Below are 21,208 nucleotides of genomic sequence, written 5' to 3'. Positions count from 1 at the left end.
AACGCCCATGGGCGGATCACCTCCACCCGCTAGTATTGCCTGGATAATGGAAAAAAGCGCATCCCGCGCCCTGCCGGCGGGATGCGCTTTATTTTTTGGGCGGCTCAGGCTCGCCCACGCGGGCGATGACCGTTTTGACCGCTTTTTCAAACTTCACCCGCGGGATCAGCACCTGGTGGTCACAGCCGAGGCAGCGGATGCGAAAATCCATGCCTGTCCGGGTGATCTCCCAGTCCGTGGACCCACAGGGATGGGTCTTGCGCAGGCGAACCTTGTCGCCGATGGAGAAATGGGCCATCTCGCTCACCTCATTTGCGGGAACCGTCGCCGGTCGTGGCCATCTCAACGGCGGAACTCCGTCCGTAGGGGACCAGCACCTGCCGCGGATAGGGAATCTCGATGCCGGCATGGTCCAGGACCGCCTTGAAACGCCGCCGCATCTCCCGCTCGACCCGCCACTGTTCCAGGGGCGCCGTTTTGGCGGTCACGCGGATCACCACTTCCGAGGGCCCCAGGTTGGTGACGCCGAGCACCGTCGGTCCATCTGTGATCTGATCGGCCCATTCTGCGGCCAGTTCCTTCGCCGCCGCTTCGAGGACCACCAGCGCCCGGTCGATGTCCTCTTCATAGGCGACGCCGATGTCGACGAGGGCTTGAATGGGACCGCGGCTGCGGTTGCTCACCTCTTTGACCTGGCCGTTGGGGATGATGTGCAGTTCGCCCGTCAGGTCGCGGACCTTGGTCACCCGCAGGCCGATCTCCTCCACGACGCCCATGTACTTGCCGATGGTGACAAACTCGCCGACGGCGTACTGGTTTTCGAAGATGATAAAAAAGCCGGTGATCACGTCGCGAACGAGGCTCTGGGCGCCAAAACCGGCGGCCACGCCGACGACGCCGGCGCCGGCCAGCAGCGCCTGCGTTTGCACGCCAAAGACGGTGTTCAAAATCTCCAGGGCGACGATGAAAAAGACACTGTAAAAGAGCAGGCTCTTCAACAGCGACGCCAGGGTGGCGCCCCGCTTTTCATCGATGATGTGGATACCGAGGCGCTGGCGAAAGACCTGATCGATGGCCTTGTCGCCGAAGCGCAGCGCGATCCAGGCCAGAAAGAGGGCGAAGAGCAGGTGGGCCGCTCCTGTGACAAAGGCGGCGATCGGCTGCGCCCAGTCCCCTAGCCCCATCGCCACCGCCCGCCCATGGGTGAACTCGGACAACCAGTTCAGCATATCTCACCTCACGCCTCTGCTATGTAATGGAGCGCTTGCCGGGCGCATCCGCTGACCCGGTAGTCTTCGTCGGCCAGGCAGTCGGTGAGCGCCTGCCGGACAGCCTCCCGGGTCTTCCCGGCGTCCGCGCCCTCACTCCCCATCAGATCCAGGGCGGCCAGCCGCCCCAGGGCGCGGGCCGCTTCGGCCCGCACGCGGGCGTCGCCGTCACGAGCGGCGGCCACCAGTTCGAGGGCCAATCCTCCGCGGGCCAAGAGCCCCGTCGCTTCGGCCGCCCGAGCCCGCACCGCCGCGTCGGGATCCCCCAGAGCGGCCCGCAGGCACGGCTCCAGGTGCTCCACCGCTTCCCCCTCGGCCGGCGGTCCGAAAGAGGCCAGCACCTCCCAGGCGCGCAGGCGCAACAACGCCTGGCCGTCGCCGGTCATCGCCAGCAGGCGGCGCCAGATGGCCGGTCCGTCGATGGAACGGCGCGCCGCCAACCCCCGGGCGGCCCGGTCGATCCAAGGGCCGCCGTCAGGGCGTTGGAGCAGGTCGAGGAAGAAGGCCGTTACATGCGCGTCGGCCGACCGGGCCAAGTAGGCCGTCGCCGCCAGACCGACCGAAGGCGACCGGTCCAGGACCGCCGCCTGCAAGAGTGGCAACGCCTCCGGCAGCAGCAGCGGTCCCACGGCCTCGATCACCTGTTCCTTCGGCCCTGATTGGGGCGCCGCCATGACGGCCTGCCAATGGGGCTCCAACTGGAGGATGCGCGCCAGCCGCCAGGCGACGCTCGCCGGCGCGGCCGGTCCGGCGTCCGGCGCCGATGCTCCGGCAGTTTCGGCTCCGGCGGTTTCCGCCCCGACAGCCTCCTGCCACCAGCGGCTCCGCTCCTCTGGCGGCGCCGCCAGCAGTTGGGCCAACCGCTCCTGTGGCGGGACGATGCCCTCTCCCAGGTCGCGCAACATGTGGCGAACCTGTGCGGCGGGGTCTTGCGCCGCCGTCTTCCAGGCGCGCCAGGGCTGCCAGCGCCGCCAGAAGGGTTGCTTTTCTTTTCTCATCACCGCTTACAGGGTGACCACATGGGTGGACCGGGTCAGCATGTCCACGATGGCGTACATGTTGCTCACCTTGCCGGCCACCAATTTTTCTTTTTGTTTATAAAAGTCGAGGCAGGTGCCGCAGCTGAGGATCTCGACGCCCCGCTCCTCCAGCGCCAGCAGACTCTGCAGCGTTTCCGAATCCTCACAGGGCAGGTGGACGCCGCTGTTGAGAAAAATGATCGTCTTAGGGATCACGTCGGCCTGAGACAGGGTGTACAAAAAGGACTTGACGAGCACCCTGCCCAGTTCGTCGTCGCCCCGGCCGATGCGATCGGCCGTCATCAACAGCACTGAATTTTCCGGCAAGGCAAAGGCCGTCGAAAGGCCGGACAGATCTTTTCCCATCACGGGCGCTTCCGGCCGGGCCGCCGCGCCTGTTTCTTTGCTCATGGATTCTCCCCCCGGAACGATTTTCTGGTCAGCCGTCGCCCTCCAAAAAGGCCTTATAGGCCCGGTAGGCCATATAGACATCGGCCTTGTGGGCCACTTCAAAGGGCGCATGCATGCTCAACAAGGGCACGCCGCAATCGAGCACTTCCATCCCGTAGATGGCGAGAAACTGGGCGATCGTGCCGCCGCCGCCCTGGTCCACCTTGCCCAATTCGCCGCTTTGCCACGCGATCCCTGCCGTCTGGAAGATCCGGCGCACTTCGGCCATGAATTCGGCGTTCGCCTCCGACGTGCCGTACTTGCCCCGGCTGCCGGTGTACCTCGCCACGGCGACGCCGAAGCCCATCCGCGCGGCGTTGCGCTCGTCGAGGACGCCGCCGTAATTGGGGTCCATCGCCGCCAGCACATCTGCCGACAGGGCCTTCGTATTGAAGAGGCAGCGCCGGAGGGTCAGTTCCGGCGGCATGCGATCGCCGCCCGGCGTGGCGGCGTAGATCAGTTCGGACAGGGCGTTTTCAAAAAAGCGCGACCGCATCCCCGTGTTGCTGTCGGAGCCGGTCTCCTCCTTATCCACCAGGAGCACCGCCGCGGTGCGCCCGCCGCCGGCGCGGTCGAAGAGCGCCTCCGCCGCCGTGTAGCAGCAGACACGATCATCCTGGCCGTAGCCGCCCACAAAGGCGCGGTCAAAGCCGATGTCGCGAGCCGCGCCGGCCGGCACGGCCTGCCACTCCGAGGACAGGAAGTCCTCCTCCGTCATCGCCAGATGGCGGTGCAGGATCTCCAGCACGGCCTGCTTGAAGCGGTTGGCCTCTTTCTCCGCTGCCGCTCCGCCCGTTCCCTGGCCTGCCGGCAGACCGCCGACGAGGATATTGAGCCCCTCGCCTTCGATGGCCTCGGAGAGCTTTTTCTCCATCTGCTCCTTGGCCAAGTGGGGCAACAGATCGGTGATGGTGAAGACGGGGTCTTCTGGGGCCTCGCCCAGGTTGATCCTGCGGACTGTGCCGTCGGGAAGGATGGTGACGCCGTGCAGGGCCAAGGGAATGGTCAGCCACTGGTACTTCTTGATGCCCCCGTAGTAATGGGTCTTAAAGAGGGCCATCTTCTCGTCCTGATAAAGCGGGTTCGGCTTCAGGTCGATCCGCGGCGTGTCCAGGTGCGCGCCGACGAGTGAAATCCCCTCGGCCAGGGGGCGCGCGCCGACCTGGACGAGCAGGATGGCCTTGTTGCGATTGACGAAATAGACCTTGTCGCCGGCCTGGATCCCCTGGGCCGCCTTTTCCGCAAAGGGCGCAAAGCCCTGGGCGCGGGCGCGCTGCTCCACGTATTCGACGGACTCCCGCTCCGTCTTGACGGTCGACAGGTAGCGACGGTAGCCCTCAGCAAAGGCCATCATCTGCTGGCGTTCATCGGCGCTCAAGCGGTCCCAGACCGGTTCGGTCTGCCAGGTCAGGGGGTTTGTTGCCTTGTGGTTTTCATTGTTTTCCATATTCGCGCTCCTCTCTGTTCCCACGAAAGGGCTCCAGGCTGCTTCAGGACGCATTCCCTCCGGGGCGGCGAGCCGCCGTCGCCTCCGGCGGCCACAACGTGGTCGTTCACCGGAAAGTGTAGCCGGTAAAGCGCTCGCCAATCCACCGATTCGACGCGTTGACATAGGGCATGAGCCGCGATGTCTCGTACAAGGGCTGTGTCTCCACCCGCAGCGGCGACGCCCCGGCGACAGGACCGGCGAAAAACCAGGACAGGACGGCCGCCGTCACCACCCAGGCGGTCAGGGAGACGAGCACCCCGCCGAGCAGCTTGTCGGCCCTGCCGATAAAGCCGTCGCCGCGCAGGCGGATCCAACCGGCGACGGCCATCTTCACCCCGAGGGCCATCACCAGAAAAAAGAGAACAAAGATGATGCTGTTCCAGACCGAGTGGGCCACATAGTTGGCGACCAGTTCGGCCAGGTTTCGCACGCCCTCTGGCGCGACCATGTTCAGGTCGGACAGTTGCCTCGCCATCTCCTGTTTGTAAAAGTCGGGCAAGGGCAGGTCCTTGAGCACCCGCTCCAGATTCAGGCTCGGCGCCACATCGGGACGCACCTGGGCCGCCGGGAGCGACGGGGTGAACCGTTGCAGGAAAAATCCCTGCAAGGCCGTCACCGCCCCCACCTGGCGGTCGAGCAGTTCCGCCAGCGGCTTATAGAGAGACGTCGCCAAGGGGAAGACGAAAAAAAAGGCGCCCACACCCAAGAGGGAGGCCAGCAATCCCCGGCGGTATCCCCGATAAAAGGTGAAGGCTATCAGGCTCACGATCAGGATATCGAGGGCGTTCACGGCGGGTCACCCCCTTTTCGCCGCAAGGTGGCCTTTGCCCTTATCCGTTGGCCGAGTGTCCGGCCACCTTCATCAACTGGCGGATGCTTTTTCCCTCGAAGAGGATGCAGTAGGACTGCATGATCAGGCGATCGGCCAGGCGATGGTTGTAAAAAGAGGCCAGCTCGCCCAACTCGATGTTCGTCGAAACCACCATCGGTTTGCCCATCCGCAACCGGTCGTTGACCAATTCAAAGAGTTCCGTGACGACAAAGTCGGTGGGCTTCTCCGTCCCTAAGTCGTCGATGATGACCAGATCGACAGACCGCAAGGCCGTGAGCACCTCCGGCTGGCGCCCGCTGTTTTGGAAATCGAATTTGGCCTCCATGATGCTGCTCATGATCTGGCTGATCGTGCGGTAAATGACCGTCTTTCCGGCCCCCAAAAGACGGTTGGCGATGGCGCTCGACAGGTGACTCTTGCCCGTGCCGACGGTGCCGTAAAAGAGCAGGTTGCCCTTGCCGCTGCCGGCGATGATGGCGTCGGAAAAATCACGGCAGCGCTCCACGGCGATCCGCATCCGGCTCGCCAGACCGGGATGCAGGTGTTCCTGCCGCTCATACCAGGCCATGGAGAAGGTCGCAAAGGTCTGGCTTTTCATATCCCCTGTCAGGCCCGATTGGGCAAAGGCCTCGTCGATCTCTTCCTGGATCAGGCAGGGGCATTTGACGCCAAAATCGGTCCAGCCGCGATCCTCGCAGCGGGGGCAGTCCCAGTGAACCTCAAACAGGCTGGCGTCAATGCGCAGCCGTTGCAAAAGGTCCCGGCGCGCCGCCGTCAATTCCTGCCGCTCTTGATTGAGGGCCGCCAACTCCTCCGGCGTCAGCCGGCCGATGGCCCCCTGAACGAGGCGGATGCCCGTCAACCGCAGCCGCCGTTCCAGCGAGGCCAGTTCGGGATAGGTCTGGTGCAGTTTTTCCACGCGTCGATCACGCTCGGCCTGTTTTTGCAGCCGTTTGTTGTCTCGGTTGATCATTGTCGCTCCTCCTAGAGGTCGCGGAACTGTTCGTAGGCCTTCGCTTCTTCCTCACTCTTGGGAACCACGTTGACCCCGGCTTGGGGACCGCGCTGGGACGCCGAAGCGGCATGGGGCAGATGCCCTGCCGGACGTCCCCCGCCGCCGCGGGAACGCTGCTGCCGGAAGCGATCGATCTCCCGCTCGCCATCCTCGACAGTCCGCACACCGGCCTCATGCCAGCGAGAGAGCACCTTGTCGACATAGTTGATGCTCGGGTTGGCCGCGCCCTTGTAGGCCTCCTGGCAGGCGCGCAGGATCACCTCATGGGAAAAGCCCCAGGTCTGGGACCACTTCACATAGGTGTCCCGGAAGATATCGTTGATCTTGTTGGGGCTGCCCAGGGTCAGCCACACCTCGTACACCTTTTCCTCAAGATAGGTCTTTTTGCCGAAAAACTCGGCCAATTTGTCCGAACCGGCAATCCCCCAGGCGGCGACCATCTCGGCCTGGCGGCGAAACTCCGGAATGGCGCGGACGCCGCCGCGGGCCGCCGCCTGCAAAAAATCAAGCAAAAAAGCGTCAGACCAGTGATGGCGCATCTGGATCTTGCGAAGGTCGCGGGCCTCTTCGGCGTTGGCCGCCCCGCCCCGCAACTGCTGCAAAAAGTGCATCAAGGGACCGTTGTCTTCCATGACAGAAGGGGGGAACTGGCTGCCGCGCGCGCCTCCCAGCGCAGCGGCGGGACCATAGCCGGGGGCAGCGCTCAGGCCGGCGGACGAACCAGCGCCGTTCGCCATCGCGCCATACCCCGCCGGCGCGCCCAGCGGCAAAGCGCCGGCAGATGCCGACGGCCCATAGCCCGTCTGCCGCTCCGTATGCAGCTTGATCGCATCGTCCAGTTCCCGGCGCATGCCTTCCAGATCAGAGCGTTCCTGATCCAACTGGCGCCGTTCCTCCTGAAACTGCCGCTCCTCCTCGGCCAGACGCATCTGCAACAGATGAAGGGACTGATCCTTCTCCATCAGCGACAGCTGCATCCGGCGCAGATCGTCGTCCCGGGACGCCAAACGCTCCTCCCGCTCCAACAGGGCCTTGCGCTCCTCATCGATCTGGCGCCGCTCGAGCACCTGGCGGTTTCGCAAGTCCTCGAGGCGTCGGATCTCCTCCTGGACTTCTTCCATGATCAGCATGTACTGCCGGCTGACGTCGCCGTCGCCCATCCGGCCTTTCAACAGTTTATCGAAGAGAGGTTCAAAGGACAGGAAGACCCGGTCTTCCTTGCATTGAACCTCCAACAGCCCTACCTTGTTCAGCCGGGCGATCGAGTCGGCCACATGCCGGGGCAGGCTGGCCGGGAGGATCCCCTCCGTTCCAGCGGCAGCCACCCGCTCCTCAATGACGAGCAGTTCCTGGACCAGGTCGTTGCTCAGTTGCAGGTCTTCTCTGGAATGATAGATCAGGTTATGTAAATGCAAGGCATTGTTTTCCCACAATAGATGCATCCATCTGGCCAAGGTCACCGGCACATTCCTCCTTTGGCATCCGGCGATTATCATTGTAAACCGCCTGCCGCGAGGTGGCAAAGAGTTTTCTTGACCGGACCGGCCAAAGGATCTGACTCGGTGAATGAACGGCGATAAAAAAAGGAATCGGATGCCATGCCGACTCCCTGTTTTCCCTCGATCCTCTTTTGCGGTTCTATCTCGTCCTATTCCGGTTTTGCGCTAGAAATCTACGACGGTTCGTTCTTTTCTCCCCCCTCGAACCGGTTGGTGGACTATTTTTTTAGCGCCTCATTGAGCGCCTCCACCAGCCGATCGGCGTCAAAGCCGTGGACACCGGCCGCCTTTTCCACCGATTCGCCGCGGGCTGAGGGACAGCCAAGACACTGCATGCCAAAGGATTGAAAGACAGGAACCGTCTCCGGATACTGGGCGACGACATCACCGATGATCATGTCCTTGGTGATCATGCCTTCACACCTCCCGCTGGTGTTTTTCTGGTGTCGATCGATGGTGATCCCTTATTTTTCCAGTTGCACGGGACACGATCGGATCAGGGCAAGGGGCAACTCGGCTCGCCACCCGTCTGCGTCTCCAGGGAAAACAGTTCTCCCGGCTGGACGTGCCGCTGCGCCTCCTCTTGCGCCGTCGGCCAGCGGGGCAGATCGGCCATGTCGCCGAGCACCTCCCGCCGGATCCGATCGAGGCCGAAGCGGGGCACAAACTCGCCCATGCGCTCGCCGGGGTTGGCCCGTTCCCGGTAGTAATGGAGCAGGCGCTCACAGATGGCCAGGACCTGCTTGCGGTTCACCCCTTCGATGAACAGGTCGGCCAGGCGGGGCGCATGGCCGCCGGCGCCGCCGATCAGGATCCGGTAGCGATCATGATCAAGGCCGATGATGCCAATGTCACGGATGGCTGGGGCGGTGCAGGAGAGGTAGCAGCCGGCCACGCTCATCTTCACTTTGTTGGGCATGTCCATGCCGCGAAATTTTTTGTCCAGCAACGTCCCCAAGCCGATGCTGTCCGAGGTGGCGCGCTTGCAGAAGGCGATGCCGGGGCAGAAACGGACGCCGCGGCACCGGGGACCCAAGAGGCCCTCGGGCTCACGGCCCAACTCCTGCCAGGCCTTTTCCACGTTCTCCCGCTGCAGGCCGATCAGCATGATCTGCTGACCCGAGGTCACATTGACCGTGGTGGCGTATTTTTGGGCCACCTGGGCGATCCGCATCAACTGGTTCGGGCTCATGAAGCCGCCGGGATGGTGGGGCACGATGGCAAAGGTCTTCTTGTCTCGCTGCTTGTTCGCCCCCCGGGGCGCGAGCATATCGGAAAAACCGGGCGGGATGGGTGTCTGCGCGTCCATAAGGCCCTACCGCCTCCTTTACCCGCACCTAGTGTTTCTGATTTTTCCCGGCCCCAACCGCGGAAGGTTTTTCGTTAAAAGAGAAGATGCAAGAGACGCCCACGTCGATGCGCCTCTTGCATCCTTCACTTTCTTGCCTTGCCCGTTATGTGCTCAACGGCGATTTTGATGACCCTCGTCTGGCAACATGCTTTTTCGATATAGGCCTCGCCGCGCTCCCGATGATCGGGCGAGTATTTTTCGATCAGTTTTACCAGGGCCGCCCTTTTTTCCTGATCACATACCTCGCTGGCTCGCCCAAACAAGATGACGCTCTCATACTTGGTGCTGAATTTCTCCGGCAACAGGCACGTTTTCCCGACGACACAAAAAGATACCTTGTCGTTGTATCGTATGTTATCTACTTTGTGCCCTTCCGGGGCGCAATGAACGTAGACGGCTTCGTCAAAATAGGCATAGCTTACAGGCACGCCGTAGGCGTATCCCTCTTCGCCTACCGTCGATAAAATCCCGTATTCGCCGGTTCTCAACAGTTCGATCGTCTCAACAGACGCCAGTTCCCGCTCTTGTTTCCGTAGTGTCCGAAACATCGGCATTCCTCCCCTTGCTGACCATTACCCGCCGCAGCAGGCAGGGGCTCCCTCCCCGGACCCCGTTTCCCCGATGGCCCGTTTCGCCCGGGCCAGGTCGGCGATCGTCGTGTTGGCGAGAACATCCAGCATGGCGCCCTGGGCCCGCGCCCAGACATGATGGAGGGGGCACCCCGCCTGGTTCGGGCAGGCGCCAGCGGCCACCAGGCAGCGGTTGATGGCGATGGGCCCCTCGACCACCTCGATGACCGCCTGCAAGGTGATCGTCCCCCCCTCGACAGCGAGACGAACACCGCCGCCGGCGCCCCGCGTCGACTCGACCCAGCCGTGGCGGCTGAGGGCCGCCATGATCTGGGGCAGGAAATTGGTCGGGATCCCCTGCCGCTTGGCGATATCCTTCGATAGGGTGAACTCGCCGGGCGGCAACAGGGTCAGGTCGAGCAATGCGGCGATGGCGTATTCGGCTTTGCGCGTGATCTCCACGGGAGTTCCCCCTCAAATATTAGTGAATCGATAATGTTATGGTACTCCCCGGCGCGCCTCCTGTCAACCGCCTCGGCCCATCACCGCCGCCGCTCAGGCTTTGTGCGCCACCACCACCACCGCCGGGCTGTCGGCGCGGCGTTCCTTGCCGGTCAAGTCGCCGAACCAGCGCAGATCGTCGTACCCCAATTCGGAAAGGGCTCCGCTCAGGTCAAGGGGCGATAGGGGCAGCAGTTGCGTTTCCGCCGTCCATTCTTCATCGGCCCGCTCGGCCGCCTCATCGGCTTCACGGACGATCAGCCGCGTCAAGAACCGGATCCGGCCCTCCTCCCCCGGTTCATAGCGCCGCTCAAAACGGACGCCCCGCCCCGCCTGGGTCCCTTCCAGCGTCGGCAATTGGCCTCCCTTCGCCAGCACGTGGGCAAAGTTGACCACCTGGATGACGATCGTTCCCCTGCCGGTGCGCATCCCTGCGGCCCAGCGGGCCAGGGTGCGGCGAATGGCCGTCATATCGCCCAGGTGGGGCAGGGAATTGCCGATGCAGTAGACACCATCCCAGCGACCGAGGGTCTCCGGATAGACAGCGCTCATGTCCATCACGGCGAAGCGCGGCGGCGAGGCGAGGCCCTCCGCCTTCTGTCTGGCGACGGCGATCATCTCCGCCTGCAGATCAATGGCGCTCAGGGAAAAACCCCGTTTCGCCAGCGCCAGAGCATGGCCGCCGGTCCCACAGGCGGCGTCGAGGAGACGAAGGCCGCCGGGGGCGCTGCCCCCATCGGTCACCGATTCCCCTGAGCCCGAGCCGGCGACGGCAGGCGACGCTGAAAACTGTCCCGCCAAAAAATCCACGACCGGCGCCTTGACCGGGAAGACGGTGTCATAAAAAGGAAACAACGCTTCATATAAATTCACGGCCGCCTCCATCTGGCACGATATGGAACCAAGTCCATACTTACCCTTTTTCGTGTCGAAATGCTACAATAGAGAGAGAAAAGAGTACACCAACAGGGAGGGAACGCCTGTGATCGACCAGTTAAACGGGGAGACCTTTGACAACGCCGTCGGCGACGGCGGCCTGTATGTCGTCAAGTTTTACACGAAGTGGTGTCCCGATTGTGTCCGGACAGAGATGGGCTATAAGCAGTTGGCCGAAACCCTGGCGGGCACGGCCCGTTTCGGCCAGGTCAACGCCGACGAACAGCCCGACCTGGCCCAGCGCTTCAGCATCCGGGGCATCCCGACGCTGATCGTCTTTCGCGACGGCCAGGAGTCGGACAGGCTGCACAGCCGCTACTGCAAGACGAAGGCGCAGATGGAGGAATTCCTGAAGGCGGCGCTGGGAACAACCTGAGCAACGCTCTCCGCCCATCCCGCAGCATCGTGCCCCCGCCCTGCTCACTCCATGGCGGCGCCGCGCCAGCGCCTCGCAAGCATCGCCGCCGCCCCATCGCTCTCGTGAATTACAACCCGGCGACAACCTCCGGACGGGCCACCAGATCCTGGGCCCGTCCCACTTTTTTGCGCAGGGCCTCGTCCTCCTCGACGGCCCGGGCCAACTGGCGCAGCACATCCATGGTCCGGCGGGCCAGGGCGATGGCGTCGCCTTCGGCCATGTTGACCAGGTTCAGGTAGTCGGACCAGTTGGCCGTCTCGATCAGCGTTTTGATCAGGTAGCAACCTTCCGAACGAAAGTGGGGCTGGGGCAGGCCCGCCGGCACGAGATCGCGGACCCGGAAGAAGGTGTCCCGCGCTTTTTCCACCCAGCCGCCCATGGTGCGGGACGCCCCCGTCACATGGGGCTCGAAGCGGCTCTCCTCCTGAACGACGCCGCCGATCAGCGCCGCCAGTTGCGTCTCCGTCACATCATGGAAGAGGCCTTCAAAGAGCCACTCCGTCACCAGCAACTCCTCCACATGGAGCTTGCCCAGCACGGCGCCCCGGGGCAACTGCGCCCCTTCCTCGGTCAGGTACTGTTTATCCTTCAAAAAACCGACCATGCGCTCATACTCGCGGCGGATCTTGTCGATCTGATCGCGGGCGCGGGCCAGCTGTCCTTCGGCGTTTTCCCAGGATTGATAAAAACCGGACGTCTCCGTGTTGCGCTTCTGGCAGTTGGCCTGATCCTGGCGGTGGCAGCGCATGTGGGGCAACCCTGTCAACTGCTCCCGGATCTCCGCCTGGCGCTGGGTGGCCTGCTCCAGCCGCGCCTTCAGCCGGTCGCTCTTCACCTTCTGCTGCTTCCATGTCCGGATCCGCCGCTCCAGCGTCCGCATCTCCTTGTCCAGGCTGTACCGCACGGCCGGGCAGGCGTTTTTGCCGACGAGATAGCAACGAGCCGCGCCCAGGCTCGTCCGCAGCCGCTCCAGCCGCTTCTGGGCCTGGCGGATCTCGGCCGACTCCTGGTAGGCCTTGAAGTTGTTCGTCAGGATCTTGTCCACCTGCTCCTTCGAGTGGTGGGCCGCCAGGTTGACGACGGAATTAAAAGACAGGGTGAAACGCGAACGGATCGGCTCCGGCTGCCGCTCCGGCCAATTCGGAAACCGCTCGGGCGCGTAGTTGTTGTAGTCGACGCGGACGATGACGAGGCCCTGCTCGTCCATGCCCCGGCGACCGGCCCGTCCGGCCATCTGGTGGTACTCGGTGCCCGTCATGACGCGGAAGCTCTTGCCGTCAAACTTGGTCGTCGAATCGATGCAGACCGTCCGCACGGGATAGTTGATGCCGACGGCAAAGGTTTCTGTGGCGTAGAGCAGCCGGATGTGGCCGCGGCCGAACATCTCTTCGACGGCCTGCTTCACCACCGGCGGCAGGCCGGCATGGTGAAAGGCGATGCCGCGGCCGAGCATGTCCCGCATGGCCGCCCAGATCGTCGTCGCCGTCAGCCCCGGCAACCGCTCCTCCACCTCGCCCAGGGACGCCTCAGCCGCCTCCCGCCCCGCCTCGTCGAGAAAGGTATGGCCCTGCCAATCCCGGGCCGCCATTTCACAGCCGTTGCGGCTGAAGAGGAAGTAGAGCGCCGGCAGCAGTTCCATCGACGTCAAACAGCCCACGAGGCTGCGATGGCTTGTCGCCGGCAGACCGCGGGAAAAATTTTTAAAAGGTGATCGCCGTTCCCGGGCCTTCTGTTCCGCCAGATCGGCCGCCGGTTCGGAAAACTCCTCCCAGAGCCGGATCACGTCGCCGGCTTCCAATAGGCCCGTGTCGCGCTGGTAGTAGTTGTGCTCCAGGGGCACGTGGCGGTGCAGGTAGCGCACGATCGGCACGGGCCGGTCGTGGACATGGCTCAGCCAGTCGGCGATCTCGTGAATGTTGGGCACCGTCGCCGAGAGGCCCAGCAACCGCACCTGCGGCGGCAGCAGGATCAGGCACTCCTCCCAGACAGCGCCCCGCTCAGGGTCGTTCAGGTAGTGAACCTCGTCGAAGACGACATGGGACAGTTCGCCGGGGATGTCCTTCTCGATCAGCATGTTGCGAAAGATCTCCGTCGTCATCACCATGATCGGCGCTTGGCGGTTGATCTGGTGATCGCCCGTCAGGAGACCCACATTGCCCTCGCCATAGTGGCGGCAGTAGTCGCGGTACTTCTGGTTGGACAGGGCCTTGATCGGCGCCGTGTAAAAGACGCGCCGGCCCTCTTGAATCGCCCTGTCGACAAGGTAGTCGGCGATCAGCGTTTTGCCGTTGCCCGTGTGGGCGGCGACCAGGCAGTCAAAGCCGTCGTCAAGGGCGCGAATCGCCTCGACCTGAAAATCGTCGAGTTGTAAGCCGCGCCAGATGGGATTCTCGGGATGGGACGCCGGCGGTTTGGGCAGTTTTTGGGGGCGCAAGGTGCGCCGAAAGACGCGCAGATCCGCCGGCAGGGCCTCCACAGGCAACAGTTCTCCGGGGTGGGCGATCCCGCCCGGCTCCTCCGCCGTTTTTTCCCGGAACCGATCCGGAGCGACCGGAGGGCGGTTTCGTCGCTGCGATTGCTGCGTTCGGTTGGAAGGGGCAAACCTTCGCAATGCCATGTCTCCTTTCGCTGCCATGCCTTATTGCCGGAATCTTTCGCCCCGGCAGCCTGTGTCTCCTCTTTCTTCCTCCCCTTTCCCCTCATTCCGCATAGATATAGGGGTTGCGCGGCCGGCTCTCGACGGCCAACTCTTTCAGCGAGACGATCAGCCCCCCCGGCGCGCCAGCTTTGACGGCTTTTTGCAGCCGGCCCGTCCCTTTGACCCAATCCCCCACTTTTATCTTGTCCTCTCCCTTCATCCATCTTTCCGTATTCTCGACGGGCAATCCCATGATCACCGTATCGGCGACACAGCAGTTGACCACATAGCGCCCGATATAGAGCCCTTCGCCGCCGGCAGGCGCATCGACGAGAAAGCCGCTGATCTCAACGGGACGGTCGACAAATTGGCCCGGCTCCTGATTGATCGCCATGAGCAGCGACAGGAAATTCCTCTCATCAAATAGCACCGGCTCCGCTTTGGCGGGCCCCCCTTTTTTCGCGCCGTCGCCCCCCGGTGGCGGCGCGCCGTCCTGCCCTCCCCCGCCGGGCGTTCCTCCAGCCGGCGGTGTTCCTTCCCGGGTCGCCGGCGCGTCGCCCTGGGCGGCCGGCAGCCCCTCCCGAGCCGCCGGCGGGTGGGTTCCGCCAAACCAACGTCGGTCGGGATCGTGAAAATGCGCCTGCAGACCGGAGAAAAAGCCCTCCCCCGCCGGCGCTTCCGCCTCCGGCGCGTGGCGCAGGCTCTTGTGGGCGGCATAGTCGCCGCCGAGCACCTGGCCGCCCGGCAACAGGGCAAACAGGAGGGGCAGCGTCAGCAGCCCATAGCGCACCCCCGCTCCCAACGGTTTCACGACCGCGCGGCCGGCGGGAAGTCGCCAAGCGGATAGCATGAACCGCCGCTGCCGGATCAGGCGGAACGCCTGAGACAGCGCCAATGCGGCCAACGCCCAGGCGGCGGCCGCAAGGGCCGGCGAGAAGCGCGGGTGAATATACAACTCGGCTCGTCCCGAGTAGACGATCCAGCCCGCCCAGAGGGCGAGCCCAGTGAGGTAGACCAGCTTTACCGCATCGGCGCCCATGTCCATCCCCCTTTACATTGGAAAAAATCCCTGATTCGCCCCCCAGGCGAAGAGATAGACCAGCGCCGGCAGCCAGACGAGCAGGAACAAGACAACGGCCGGCCGGAACGACCGAAAGAGCACCCAGGTGTTTTTCATGTCCAGCATGGGACCCAGGACCATAAAAGCGAGCACAGAGCCGCCCGTAAAGCCGGGCGTCATGGCGCTGGCCAAAAAGGCGTCGGCGTTCGAACAGACGGATAGGCCGAAGGCCAGCAGCATCATGATCAGCGTCGACTGGCCGCTGTCTCTCGCCACCTCGGTCAGCCAGTCCGGCTGCAACAGCCCCTGCATGACCGCCGCGATCAGCGTCCCCGTCAAAAAGTAGGGGATCAGATCGAAAAACTCGTCCACCGCATGATCCGCCGCGTCCCGCCACCGGCCCAGCCAGGGAAAGGCGCCGCCGTCGCCGGAAGTGGAGGGATGGCGGTGTCCGTGACGGTGTCCATGGTCGTGGCCGCAACGAGCCTCCCCTGCGCCATGGCCGTGACCGCAGCTGCAGCCGTCGGCTTCATCGGCGCGAATCCCGTCGCCCCGCCAGAAGAGAAAGGCCATCCCGGTCAGCCAGGCCACCAGCAAGGCCCCCAGCAACCGGCCGACGAGCATCTCCTCATGGCCGCGAAAGGCCATGGCTGTCGAGGCGATGACGACGGGGTTGATGATCGGCGCGGCGAGCAGGAAGGCCATGCTGGCGTAAAGGGGCATGCCCTTGCGCACCAGCCGCCGCACCACCGGAATGATGCCGCACTCGCAAAAGGGGAAGAGCATCCCCAGCAGCGACGCCGCCAAAATGGCCGCCCAGGGCTTCGACGGCAGCAAACGCCGCATCCCGTCCGGCGGGATGAAGACCTCCACCAGCGACGAGACGATCACCCCCAGCAACAGGAAGGGCAAGGCCTCCAAGAGGATCCCCAGGAACAGGACAGGCACGGCGCCGCCTTCGGCGCGCAGGGCCAGCCAGGTCGCCGCCGCGATCAGCGCCAAGGCCGCCAGCACAGCGCCCAGCCAGGCCTTTTCGGCGGCCAGATGCCTCACCCGCATGACGAGAACCGTCATGCTCATCCCCCGCTTTCCTATAGTTTGTCCTTACATGGATACACAAAAAGCCCGGCGGCTAGACCAAAGGGTCTGCCGCCGGGCAAAAAGATGCAAATCCTCAAAACGATGACACCGTTCAAAAAAGGCTCGCCGTCAGCGCCTCGTCACCGGTGGCTTACATGCTCCAATCCTTGGCGCAGCAAGCCCCGGACATGCTCGTCATCAAGGCTGTAATAGACCATCTTGCCGTCCTTGCGGTACTTGACGAGACGCAGCCCCCGCAAGAGCCGCAGCTGGTGGGAAACAGCCGACTGGCTGATCTCCAGCAGGCTCGCCAAATCACAGACACAGAGTTCGCCGAAGGAGAGGGCGTGCAGCACCCGGCTGCGGCTCGGGTCGCCCAGGGCCTTAAACAACTGGGCCAGATCCTGGTAGGTGTCCAAGGGCAACAGTTGCTCCCGCCGCTTGTCCACCACATCGGCATGGACACAGACCTCATCACAGCGGTCGCCTGCCGCCAAAACCCGCTCATCAACGGTCATAGAACGTGCACTCCATTCACATCACCCAGCACGCACGCGGACGACGCACGAGGATGCGCTTTTTTCACTCGGCATGGGGCCACATGCTTGCGTTCATGGGGCCACAGATTGTCCGATTGGGCCTACCTTCTCGATCGACAGGGCCAATTCCTTCCGGCCCACGCCAGCCCGGCAGGGTTTTCCCACTGCGAATCGAATTACACTAGCATAATCGACCCATGCCTGTCCCATAACGGCCGTTACCAAAAGGTCGTTCCCACAAGGTCTTCCCAAAGCGCCTTCACGAAGAACCGTCTAGAGGAGGGGTCCGCCATGACGAAACTGCAAGAGCAACTGCTCGACACCCCCGAACAACTCGTTGCCGAGATCGATGGCCTTGACCAAAAACTGTCCAAGATCACCTGGGAAGTATCGACGCTGGAGACCCAGGAGACGTCCCTGCTGCAGCGAGTGATCGAAAACATCCTGCCGGCCCTCGATAAAATCTACCGGAGCGGGATCAAGTTTCCCATCGCCAACACCGGTCACCACTACCCCGAGATCGTGCTGGTTTATGATGAACAGAAGAAGATCTTCTATACCTTGACCAAAAACGGCGAGATCATGGGGCGCGACTTCATCACCCCCTCGGACGTCAACCTGCTGCCGACATGGGTCTTCGTGTCCAAATACCCCCTCGAGACGGTCATCGGCAACATCGCCGACGCCATCGAGCGCTACCGGGCCTTTGTCGTTGACGCTGAGGCGCGCCATGAGCAGCGCAAACAGTTCCTCGTCAAAATCCCGCAGTTGAAAATCCCCAACTTGTAAAGGTGTCTTCCACAGCCTACGAAGGGGTTATCCACAATTTTTGTGGATTTTTGCACCTTATCCACAGAGTTATCCACTGACTCCCCAATCTATCCCCAATATCGACAGGCCACTGGGGCCGAATCGGAACCCCAACCCTGCGAACCGATTCAAAAAAGAGTTCCGGAAAAATCGGTGGCGTCGCAAAAAAAGACTGTACGCCACCGATTTCTTTTGCTAAAATAAGTCCCATAAAAACTCTAAATTCTGAAAATTCCTAATAAACAGTCAATAGGAGGGTATGGCATGCACACCGAGCGTATCCCTGTCTTCCCCGGCGATTGCAACCTGAAATCCTACGAGGACGCCCGCGCAACCTTTCGATGGGAAGATGTGGAGCGCGAATTTTCCTGGCACAACACCGGAAAGGTCAACATCGCCTACGAAGCCATCGACCGAAACGTGCTGGAGAAAGGCCTCGGCGAAAAAGTGGCGCTGTACTACTCCGACCCCACCCGCCAGGAGGCGGTCACCTACCGGCAGATGATGGAACAGTCCAACCGCTTTGCCAATGTCCTGCGCAAGCACGGCATCGGCAAAGGGGACCGGGTCTTCATCTTTATGCCCCGCAGCCCGGAACTGTATTGGTCTTTCCTGGGCATCATCAAAATCGGCGCCATCGCCGGCCCCCTCTTTGAAGCCTTCATGGAAGGCGCCGTCCGCGACCGCCTGGCCGACGCCGAGGCCGTCGCCATCGTGACCACGCCAGCGCTCCGCAAGCGCATCCCCAAAGAGGAACTGCCTCACCTCAAGCACATCTTCATGGTCGATCCGCTCGACGGCGGCCTCGGCGAAGGCGAATTGGACTGGCGGGCCGAGATGGCCGACGCGCCGCCGGAGACAGCCATCGAATGGGTGGACCGGGAAGACCCCATGCTGCTCCTCTACACCTCGGGATCGACGGGGAAGCCCAAAGGCGTGCTCCATGTCCATAACGGCATGATCCAGCACTACCAGACCGGCAAGTGGATCCTCGATCTGCGGCCTGACGACATCTACTGGTGCACGGCCGACCCCGGCTGGGTCACCGGCATCTCCTACGGCGTCTGGGCGCCCTATCTCAACGGCGTCACTTCCGTCGTCCGCGGCGGCCGCTTCCGCCCCGACGACTGGTATAAAACCATCCAGGATTACAAGGTCAACGTCTGGTACAGCGCCCCCACCGCCTTCCGGATGCTCATGGGGGCCGGCGACGATATCGTCAAACAGTTTGACCTCTCGCACCTCCGCCATGTCCTCTCTGTCGGCGAACCGCTCAACCCGGAGGTGGTCCGCTGGGGCCTCAAGGCCTTCGACCGCCGCATCCACGACAACTGGTGGATGACCGAAACGGGCGGCCAGATCATCTCCAACTACCCCTGCATGCCGATCAAGCCCGGTTCCATGGGCAAACCCTTCCCCGGCATCCATGCCGCCATCATCGATGACAAGGGCAACGAGCTGCCGCCCCTGCAGATGGGCAACTTGGCCGTCAAAACGCCCTGGCCCTCCATGATGCGCAAGATCTGGAAGAACCCGGCCAAATACCAGGAGTACTTCAAGATCGACGGCTGGTACATCTCCGGCGATTCGGCCTACATGGACGAAGAGGGCTACTTCTGGTTCCAAGGCCGCATCGACGACGTGATCAACACGTCGGGCGAACGGGTCGGCCCCTTCGAGGTGGAATCGAAACTGGTGGAACACCCGGCCATCGCCGAGGCCGGCGTCATCGGCAAACCTGACCCGCTGCGCGGCGAGATCATCAAGGCCTTTATCGCCCTGCGCGAAGGCTACCTCTGGACCGACGAGTTAAAAACGGAGATCGTCGATTTCGTCAAAAAAGGGCTGGCCGCCCATGCGGCGCCTCGGGAGATCGAGGTCCGCGACAAACTGCCCAAGACCCGCTCCGGCAAGATCATGCGCCGCGTCCTCAAGGCCTGGGAACTGGGCCTGCCGACGGGCGATCTCTCGACCATGGAAGACTAACGCCTCGCGATTTGCGCAATCCTTGCTCCATTTTCCCCTTCGCGCCCCCGGTGACCGACGACGGCGGGGCGCATTTTTTTTTGCCAGCAATCCCCGTTCAACGGGCGCCCGTCGACGGGAAACAATGAAACGAGAACGGAACGCCCTGCGACAGGAGGACCAATCGCCATGGAGCATTCCCATCGCGCTTCCCGTCTGGACCCGATTGAGGTGAAACAGGACATACCGAGCGGCGAGTGGGCCGGCGCCATCGATCGGCCGTCCCGGTCGGAGACGAACATCGCCGAGTTTGCCGGAACAGAGTTTGCCAGCGAGTGGGCCGGCACCTTGAGCCCCGCCCTCTCGTCAGCGCGAGAGGACGGGAAGAGCAGCGCCGCCGGCGCGGCCAAAGCCGACAACTGGGTGCTCGCCGCCCTCGCCGGCGTCCCCCTGATCATGGTGCTCGGCAACTCCATGCTGATCCCCGCCTTCCCCCAGATCCGCGAGGCCATGGGCATCAGCCCCTTTCAGGTCGGCCTCCTGATCACCTTCTTCTCCATCCCCGCCGGTCTCGCCATACCCTTTCTGGGCTTTTTGTCCGATCGCATCGGGCGAAAGAAGATCATGGTGCCGGCGCTGCTCCTCTACGGCATCGGCGGCCTCATCTCCGGCCTGTCCCCCGTCCTGTTTCAAAATTCCTACGCCGTCATGCTGACGGGACGGATCGTCCAGGGACTCGCCGCCGCCGGCACGGCCCCCATCGCCATGGCGCTCATCGGCGACCTCTACCAGAACCAGTCGCGCAACAAGGCCCTCGGGGTGCTCGAGTCGACCAACGGCCTCGGCAAGGTCATCAGCCCCATCCTCGGTTCCCTGCTCGTCCTGCTCATCTGGTGGTCCCTCTTCTTCGTCTATGCCGCCCTCGCCGTTCCCGTCGCCCTGGCCATCGCCTTTTTGGTCAAAGAGAAACCGATATCGCCGGGCCAGGCCAACAAAAGCTTTTCAGCTTACTTTTCCGGCGTCTCCGAACTGTTTCAGAAAAAGGCGGCCACACTGTTGATCGCCTTCTTCGGCGGCATGCTCGCCCTCTTCACCCTCTTCGGCGTCCTCTCCTACCTCTCCGACGCCCTGGAAGCCACCTATGGCCTGCAAGGCGTGCGCAAGGGGCTTGTCCTGGCCATTCCCGTGCTGGCCTCGGCCAGCACCGCCCTGGGCACCGGCTTTTTCCTGCAAAAACGACCCCAATACCTGAAGACGACCCTGCTGACAGGCCTCGGACTCTTCTCGACGGCACTGGTCTTGTCGGCCCTGTTTAAGACGATCCCCGCCGTACTGGCCCTCTTGGCCGTCCTCGGCCTCGGCACCGGCCTGACGCTGCCCAGCCTGAACACCATCGTCACCTCTTCCGCCTCCGAAGAAAAACGCGGCGCCATCACCGCTTTTTACGGCGGCGTTCGCTTCATCGGCGTCGCCCTCGGTCCCCCCGTCTTCAGCCTGCTGGAAAAAGGCGGCCCTTGGGCGCTCTACGGCCCCTGGGCGGTGGCCGGCGCCGCCACGCTGGTTCTGGCCTGGTTTTTCCTGAAAACGCCAAAAAGCCAGGCCACCGGCGCAGCCGGTTAACAGAGACCGAGCAAAAAAATCCACAACCCAACGCCCTTTTTCACAGGTTATCCACAGACTTATCCCCAATCGCCCTGTGAATTCGGGGCACCCTTCTGGATCTCCATCTCCACCGTGCCATCTCCCTTTCCGTCCGCCCAATCGCTCTC

The 21,208-nt window shown here is 63.1% G+C and carries 21 protein-coding genes; 4 read left to right on the top strand and 17 right to left on the bottom strand.

Going from position 1 to position 21,208, the window contains the following annotated elements:
* Window positions 1-88: 88 nt before the first annotated feature.
* From GTO89_RS14215 to GTO89_RS14155, 13 genes are all read right to left on the bottom strand, one after another.
* Window positions 89-298 (bottom strand): DUF951 domain-containing protein, encoded by a 210-nt coding sequence (locus GTO89_RS14215; protein ID WP_161262794.1) that lies wholly within the window; start codon window positions 296-298, stop codon window positions 89-91.
* A 10-nt stretch (window positions 299-308) separates the two neighbouring features.
* Complete coding sequence (locus GTO89_RS14210; RefSeq protein ID WP_161262760.1) at window positions 309-1,229, bottom strand: mechanosensitive ion channel family protein; 921 nt, start codon at window positions 1,227-1,229, stop codon at window positions 309-311.
* 8 nt (window positions 1,230-1,237) lie between these two features.
* The gene (locus GTO89_RS14205) at window positions 1,238-2,266 is read right to left on the bottom strand and encodes a HEAT repeat domain-containing protein (RefSeq protein WP_161262759.1); all 1,029 of its coding nucleotides are present in this window, start codon (window positions 2,264-2,266) and stop codon (window positions 1,238-1,240) included.
* Window positions 2,267-2,272: 6 nt separating this feature from the next.
* Window positions 2,273-2,698 (bottom strand): sulfurtransferase-like selenium metabolism protein YedF, encoded by a 426-nt coding sequence (gene yedF / locus GTO89_RS14200; RefSeq protein ID WP_161262758.1) that lies wholly within the window; start codon window positions 2,696-2,698, stop codon window positions 2,273-2,275.
* A gap of 28 nt (window positions 2,699-2,726) precedes the next feature.
* Entirely contained in the window at window positions 2,727-4,184 is a 1,458-nt protein-coding gene (locus GTO89_RS14195) for an aminopeptidase (RefSeq protein ID WP_170294536.1), read from the bottom strand.
* A 106-nt stretch (window positions 4,185-4,290) separates the two neighbouring features.
* On the bottom strand, window positions 4,291-5,016 hold the full coding sequence (locus tag GTO89_RS14190; RefSeq protein WP_161262756.1) for a CvpA family protein: 726 nt from the start codon (window positions 5,014-5,016) through the stop codon (window positions 4,291-4,293).
* Between the two features lie 40 nt (window positions 5,017-5,056).
* Window positions 5,057-6,031 (bottom strand): ATP-binding protein, encoded by a 975-nt coding sequence (locus GTO89_RS14185; RefSeq protein WP_161262755.1) that lies wholly within the window; start codon window positions 6,029-6,031, stop codon window positions 5,057-5,059.
* 11 nt (window positions 6,032-6,042) lie between these two features.
* Complete coding sequence (locus GTO89_RS14180) at window positions 6,043-7,533, bottom strand: DnaD domain-containing protein (protein WP_161262754.1); 1,491 nt, start codon at window positions 7,531-7,533, stop codon at window positions 6,043-6,045.
* Between the two features lie 257 nt (window positions 7,534-7,790).
* The gene (locus GTO89_RS14175; protein WP_161262753.1) at window positions 7,791-7,985 is read right to left on the bottom strand and encodes a DUF1858 domain-containing protein; all 195 of its coding nucleotides are present in this window, start codon (window positions 7,983-7,985) and stop codon (window positions 7,791-7,793) included.
* A gap of 83 nt (window positions 7,986-8,068) precedes the next feature.
* Window positions 8,069-8,881 carry an NAD(P)/FAD-dependent oxidoreductase gene (locus tag GTO89_RS14170; protein WP_161262752.1) on the bottom strand — a complete coding sequence of 271 codons (813 nt, stop codon included), beginning with the start codon at window positions 8,879-8,881 and terminating at the stop codon, window positions 8,069-8,071.
* Window positions 8,882-9,006: 125 nt separating this feature from the next.
* Complete coding sequence (locus tag GTO89_RS14165; RefSeq protein WP_161262751.1) at window positions 9,007-9,471, bottom strand: pyridoxamine 5'-phosphate oxidase family protein; 465 nt, start codon at window positions 9,469-9,471, stop codon at window positions 9,007-9,009.
* A gap of 24 nt (window positions 9,472-9,495) precedes the next feature.
* Window positions 9,496-9,954 carry an RrF2 family transcriptional regulator gene (locus GTO89_RS14160; RefSeq protein WP_161262750.1) on the bottom strand — a complete coding sequence of 153 codons (459 nt, stop codon included), beginning with the start codon at window positions 9,952-9,954 and terminating at the stop codon, window positions 9,496-9,498.
* Between the two features lie 93 nt (window positions 9,955-10,047).
* A complete protein-coding gene (locus tag GTO89_RS14155) occupies window positions 10,048-10,866 on the bottom strand; it encodes a class I SAM-dependent methyltransferase (protein ID WP_161262749.1) in 819 nt (272 codons plus the stop codon).
* A gap of 109 nt (window positions 10,867-10,975) precedes the next feature.
* Between GTO89_RS14155 and GTO89_RS14150 the strand changes: the two genes are divergently transcribed.
* Window positions 10,976-11,305 (top strand): thioredoxin family protein, encoded by a 330-nt coding sequence (locus tag GTO89_RS14150; protein ID WP_161262748.1) that lies wholly within the window; start codon window positions 10,976-10,978, stop codon window positions 11,303-11,305.
* A 109-nt stretch (window positions 11,306-11,414) separates the two neighbouring features.
* Here the strand turns inward: GTO89_RS14150 and GTO89_RS14145 are convergent, their stop codons facing one another.
* The 4 genes from GTO89_RS14145 to GTO89_RS14130 all read right to left on the bottom strand — a co-directional run bounded on the left by GTO89_RS14145 (window position 11,415) and on the right by GTO89_RS14130 (window position 16,643).
* Window positions 11,415-13,964 carry a DEAD/DEAH box helicase gene (locus tag GTO89_RS14145; protein WP_161262747.1) on the bottom strand — a complete coding sequence of 850 codons (2,550 nt, stop codon included), beginning with the start codon at window positions 13,962-13,964 and terminating at the stop codon, window positions 11,415-11,417.
* An 82-nt stretch (window positions 13,965-14,046) separates the two neighbouring features.
* Window positions 14,047-15,024, bottom strand: a complete 978-nt coding sequence (locus GTO89_RS14140; protein WP_161262746.1) for a TIGR03943 family putative permease subunit — start codon at window positions 15,022-15,024, stop codon at window positions 14,047-14,049.
* Between the two features lie 12 nt (window positions 15,025-15,036).
* Entirely contained in the window at window positions 15,037-16,125 is a 1,089-nt protein-coding gene (locus tag GTO89_RS14135; RefSeq protein WP_161262745.1) for a permease, read from the bottom strand.
* A gap of 140 nt (window positions 16,126-16,265) precedes the next feature.
* On the bottom strand, window positions 16,266-16,643 hold the full coding sequence (locus tag GTO89_RS14130) for an ArsR/SmtB family transcription factor (RefSeq protein WP_161262744.1): 378 nt from the start codon (window positions 16,641-16,643) through the stop codon (window positions 16,266-16,268).
* Window positions 16,644-16,955: 312 nt separating this feature from the next.
* On the opposite strand from GTO89_RS14130, the gene GTO89_RS14125 reads away from it, so the two are divergent.
* The 3 genes from GTO89_RS14125 to GTO89_RS14115 all read left to right on the top strand — a co-directional run bounded on the left by GTO89_RS14125 (window position 16,956) and on the right by GTO89_RS14115 (window position 21,059).
* On the top strand, window positions 16,956-17,453 hold the full coding sequence (locus tag GTO89_RS14125) for a hypothetical protein (RefSeq protein ID WP_161262743.1): 498 nt from the start codon (window positions 16,956-16,958) through the stop codon (window positions 17,451-17,453).
* A 285-nt stretch (window positions 17,454-17,738) separates the two neighbouring features.
* Window positions 17,739-19,460: an acetate--CoA ligase gene (acsA, locus tag GTO89_RS14120; protein WP_161262742.1), complete on the top strand. Its 1,722-nt coding sequence runs from the start codon at window positions 17,739-17,741 to the stop codon at window positions 19,458-19,460.
* Between the two features lie 168 nt (window positions 19,461-19,628).
* Entirely contained in the window at window positions 19,629-21,059 is a 1,431-nt protein-coding gene (locus tag GTO89_RS14115) for an MFS transporter (protein ID WP_235920482.1), read from the top strand.
* Window positions 21,060-21,208 lie beyond the last annotated feature (149 nt).

The sequence above is a fragment of the Heliomicrobium gestii genome, assembly GCF_009877435.1.
Classification (GTDB): domain Bacteria; phylum Bacillota; class Desulfitobacteriia; order Heliobacteriales; family Heliobacteriaceae; genus Heliomicrobium; species Heliomicrobium gestii.
The sequence above is the reverse complement of the archived record's forward strand: the minus strand, read 5'-3'. Positions and strand labels throughout refer to the sequence as shown.